Genomic DNA, 4,683 nt, shown 5'->3' on the forward strand with positions numbered 1-4,683 from the left:
CGTCGTCGACGAACGATGAACGGCCTACGACGAACGACATCGCCATCGGCGATGAGCTCCGGCCTGCGGCCTGCGAACTGCGGACGGCGTAAAAAAAGAGGCCCGCAGGCCTCTTTTTTTATTTAAACAATTTCGTCTGTTCTTTTTCTTCGTCGTTGCCTTCGATGGCAATGGTATCGAGGGCGGCTACTTTATCGTCGCCTTCCAGTTTCTGGATCTTGACGCCTGATGTATTGCGGCCTTTCTTGATGCCAATGCTTTCGATATCCGTGCGGATGACGATGCCATTCGATGTGATGAGCATCAGTTCCTGTCCTTCATGGACGACTTCGACACCGACGATGTCGCCGGTCTTAGGGGTAATCTTGAAGTTCTTGATACCCTTGCCACCGCGGAGCTGGACTTTATAGGCATCGATATTGTTGCGTTTGCCAAATCCTTCTTCACTGACGGTCAGAACCTGGCAGCCCGGTTCGAGCACATCTGCCCCGATGACCATATCGCCTTCTGCCAGGGTAATGCCACGGACGCCGCGGGTATTCCGGCCCATCGGACGGACATCGTTTTCATTGAAGCAGATGGCCATGCCCAGTTTGGTCGCCAAGATAATCGTCTGGTCGCCGTTGGTCAGGCGCACTTTGGCCAGGTGGTCACCTTCCATGAGGGAAATGGCGATGAGGCCGTTGCGGCGGACGTTCTTGAATTCCTGGAGGAGCGTCTTCTTGACCAGGCCTTTTTCCGTAACCATAAAGAGGTTCATCGACGGGTCGACTTGGTCGAGGTCGATGAGAGCGTTAACTTTTTCGCCATTGGACAAGGGCAGGATATTGATAGCGGCAATCCCCTTGGAGTTACGGCTGTTGGCTTCCGGGATTTCGTAAGCCTTCAGGCGATAGACGCGGCCGAAGTTGGTGAAGAACAGGACCGTATTCCATGCCGACGTATAGAGCAGGTGGTTTACGGCATCTTCGTCCTTCGTTCCCATGCCTTTGATACCGCGGCCGCCCTTATTCTGCGTATGGTATACATTGGCGTTGATGCGCTTCATGTAACCACGGCGTGTCAAGGTCAGGACCATGCGTTCGTTAGGAATCATGTCTTCGACAGAGAAATCCGACGAATCGGCTACAATCTGCGTACGACGTTCGTCGCCAAATTTCTTCTTGGCATCGAGGAGTTCTGTTTTTACGATTTCCATGACTTTATGTTCATCTGCCAGGACGCTGCGCAGGTAAGCGATGCGTTTTTCCAATTCAGCATATTCTTCTTCGATTTTTTCGCGTTCCAAACCGGTCAGACGGCGCAGACGCATGTCGAGGATGGCAATGGCCTGTTTTTCGCTGAGGCCGAACTGGCTCATCAAGGACTGTTTGGCAATGTCATCCGTCGCTGATTCGCGGATCGTCTTGATGACTTCGTCGATGTGGTCCAGGGCAATGAGCAGGCCTTCCAAGATGTGTGCCCGTGCCAGGGCCTTGTCGAGTTCAAACTTGCTGCGGCGGGTAATGACGTCTTTCTGATGGTCGAGATAGTAGTTCAGGATCTGTTTGAGCGTCAAGACGCGCGGATGACCGTCGACGAGGGCCAGCATGATGACGCCGAACGTTTCCTGGAGCTGCGTGTGTTTATACAATTTATTCAGGACGATATCGGGATTGACATCGGCCCGCAATTCGACGACGATGCGCATGCCTTTGCGGTCCGATTCATCGCGCAGCGCCGTGATGCCGTCGATTTCCTTGTTACGGGACAGGTCGGCAATGGATTCGATGACCCGCGCCTTGTTGACCTGATAGGGGATTTCCGTCACGACGATGCGATGTTTCCCTTTATTCATCGGTTCGATGGTCGCGCAGGACCGCATCTTGATGCTGCCCCGGCCCGTCGAATAAGCCTTGATGATGCCATCGCGGCCCATGATTTTAGCTCCCGTCGGGAAATCAGGGCCTTTGATTTTGGTCATGATTTCTTCCAGACTAGCTTCAGGATTGTCGATGAGCAGGACACAGCCGTCGATGACTTCGCCTAAATTATGAGGCGGAATATTCGTCGCCATGCCGACGGCGATCCCGGCAGAGCCGTTGACCAGGAGGTTCGGGATCTTCGACGGCAGGACCGTCGGTTCCTGCAAGGAACCATCATAGTTCGGCATGAAATCGACCGTTTCTTTGTCGATATCCTCCAGCATTTCACCAGTAATCTTCGCCATACGGACTTCAGTATAACGCATGGCAGCGGCCGAGTCGCCGTCGACGGAACCGAAGTTGCCGTGACCATCGACTAAGGGGTAACGCGTCGAGAAATCCTGGGCCAGGCGGACGGTCGCATCATAGACGGAGCTGTCGCCATGGGGGTGATATTTACCTAAAACTTCACCGACAATACGGGCCGATTTCTTATAGGGCTTGTTCGGCGTCATGCCCGCTTCATGCATGGCATAGAGAATACGCCGATGAACCGGCTTCAGCCCATCGCGTACATCCGGCAGGGCACGAGTGATGATGACACTCATGGCATAGTCGATGTACGACGTCTGCATTTCACTTTCCAGACAAACCGGCACAATTTTATCTACTTGTTGTTCGTCCACAAATTTCACCTCATATACAAACTGAAAATAACTGCCGGCCAGCAAAAGACCCGCAGTCCGAATCGTTGTCGTCTATATGGCAGCCCGTCAAATGAACAAATGGGCGCATACGATTATATTATAACAAATATTTCCCGTTTTCTCTAGAGGCGCAAAAAAACTTGTTTCCGCCTGCCTTATCAGGCTGAGGGAAACAAGTTCTTTAGGGGTTAGGGATTAGGGGTCAGGGATTAGGGGTTAGGGATTAGGGGTCAGGGATTAGGGGTTAGGGGTTAGGGGTTAGGGGTTAGGGATTAGGGGTTAGGGGTTAGGGGTTAGGGATTAGGGGCTAGGGGCTAGGGGCTAGGGGTTAGGGGTTAGGGGCTAGTAGCTGGAGGAGTGGCTCGCAGAGTAGCAACCTGCTCCCCCCTCTTATTTCTTATTGCTGTATCTCCAGATTTTCATTTTTTCAGCTTCTTTGATGAGGTCTTCCCGGAAGTCCGGATGGGCGATGCTGATGAGGCGTTCGGCCCGTTCCCATGTCGAAGCGCCCATGAGGTTGACCATGCCGTATTCCGTAGCGACCCAGTTGACCTGCGACCGCGGGTCTGTAACCGTTGTCCCCGGTGCCAGCGTCGGGATGATGCGCGATTCATCGCGGCCGGTCTTCTTGTTGTGGAACGTCGACCGCAGGGCGATGATGCTCTTGCCGCCACGGGAGCGGTAAGCCCCGTCGGTGAAATCGAGCTGGCCGCCGCTGCCACTGATTTGATGGGTTCCGGCCGATTCAGACGATACCTGGCCGAAGAGGTCGATGTCGATGCAGTTGTTGATGGAAATGAAATTATCCATTTGGGAAATGATGAAGGGATCGTTGATGACGTCTACCGGATAGGCTGCCAGGAAGGGGTTATCGTCCATCCAGTCATAGAGTTCCTGCGTCCCCAGGGCAAAGGCCCAGCTGACCTTATCACGGCAGAAGGTTTTGCGGCGGTTCGTGAGCTGGCCGTGTTCATACATGAGGCGGAAGGCGTCGACGAGCATTTCCGTATGGACGCCCAAATCTTTCAGGTCCGATTCGGCCAATAAAGCACCGATGGTATTGGGCAGGCTGCCGATGCCGAGCTGCAGCGTCGCGCCATCGGGAATCTGCTGGACGATGGTCTTGGCGATTCGGGCGTCGATGTCGTCGCCTGTCGTAAAGGGAATCGTCGCCAAAGGATGATTGCCGTATTCGACGATGCCGTCGATATCGCTGATATGGATGCATTCGCCGCGGCCGCCGAGGACTCGGGGCATCGCTTCATTAACTTCGACGATGACTTTCTTCGCTTTCTTGGTAATGGCTTCCGTTGCCGAAACGGCCGGACCGAAATTAAAGAAGCCGTGTTTATCCATGGGGCCGACGGTAATCAAAGCCACGTCGACGTCGAGGAGGTCACGGTACATCGACGGCTTGTTGCGGTAACACATGGGGATGAAGTTCATCTGGCCGAGGGCGCATTTTTTCCGGTCATAGCCGCTCATATGCCAGTTCATGGCCGTGAAAGCCTTGCGTTCCGGGTCTTGTTCGACGATTTGACGCGGTGCCACGGTCAGGCACATGCGGACTTTGACATCCTGCAATTCATCGCGGCGCGCTGCCAGAGCCTGGTCGAGGAGGATCGGCTGGGTCGTGCCCATGCCGTAATCGACCCAGTCTCCCGATTTGACCACTTTTACCGCCTCTTCCGGCGTCATCAATTTCTGTCTGTACATATCTGTCCATTGGGACATAAAAACCACCCTTTCATCTGTATGTATTTTCTTTAGTACGACGTTTTACGTTTGCTTATATCCTTATTATACGCCGCCAGGAACGCCATGGCAAGGCGTTTAAGTAAAAGGACGTATGCTGTTTTGGCATATATTTGCAAGGACTAGCAGTTAGGGGTTAGGGGTTAGGGGTTAGCGGTTAGGGGTTAGGGGCTAGGGGCTAAGGGGTAGCGGTTAGCGGTTAGCGACTCGTGGTTCGTGGTTAGTAGTTAGTGGTTCGTAAAAAAAAGGAGCTGTCGCATCGCGACAGCTCCTTTCAAGTTGTTAGTGGCTAGTTGTTAGTTGTTAGCGGATGGGTT

2 protein-coding genes are annotated in these 4,683 nt (G+C 53.5%); both read right to left on the minus strand.

What is annotated here, in order from left to right:
* Positions 1-118: 118 nt before the first annotated feature.
* Positions 119-2,590 carry a DNA gyrase subunit A gene (gene gyrA / locus ACE418_RS13250; RefSeq protein ID WP_416451049.1) on the minus strand — a complete coding sequence of 824 codons (2,472 nt, stop codon included), beginning with the start codon at positions 2,588-2,590 and terminating at the stop codon, positions 119-121.
* A 411-nt stretch (positions 2,591-3,001) separates the two neighbouring features.
* On the minus strand, positions 3,002-4,327 hold the full coding sequence (locus tag ACE418_RS13255; RefSeq protein WP_416451050.1) for an acetyl-CoA hydrolase/transferase family protein: 1,326 nt from the start codon (positions 4,325-4,327) through the stop codon (positions 3,002-3,004).
* Positions 4,328-4,683 lie beyond the last annotated feature (356 nt).

This window comes from Megasphaera jansseni, assembly GCF_047974155.1.
GTDB lineage: Bacteria > Bacillota > Negativicutes > Veillonellales > Megasphaeraceae > Megasphaera.

Coding starts and splice junctions, on each gene's coding strand:
- ACE418_RS13255 (WP_416451050.1), bottom strand. CDS start 4,327: ATGTACAGACAGAAATTGATGACGCCGGAAGAGGCGGTAAAAGTGGTC.